The sequence below is a fragment of the Arthrobacter sp. SIMBA_036 genome (assembly GCF_046535135.1).
Lineage (GTDB): Bacteria > Actinomycetota > Actinomycetes > Actinomycetales > Micrococcaceae > Arthrobacter.
The window spans coordinates 1-228 of record NZ_JAWRXG010000518.1; the positions used below are offsets into that span (position 1 = coordinate 1).

Consider the following 228-nt stretch of genomic DNA (forward strand, 5'->3'; position numbering starts at 1 on the left):
TATGGTATTTCTTATTATTCTGACCATTATTGTAGGAGTTCTGGTTTCTAAAAAAATTCTTGAACCTTTTTATCATGCTATAGATGAGATCAAAAAGTTCAATCTTAAAGATAATCTTTCAATGAACTTAATGAAAACGCAGACAGAAGAATTTAAATCATTAAATACCTTTCTTCTTAAAATGTCTGAGAGTTCAAAAAAAGATTATCACTTATTAGAGGAACTTTC

1 protein-coding gene is annotated in these 228 nt (G+C 26.8%); it reads left to right on the forward strand.

From position 1 onward, the window contains the following. Window positions 1-228 (forward strand): hypothetical protein (locus SB659_RS20700; protein WP_410551806.1); only part of this gene is annotated, 228 nt, incomplete at both ends.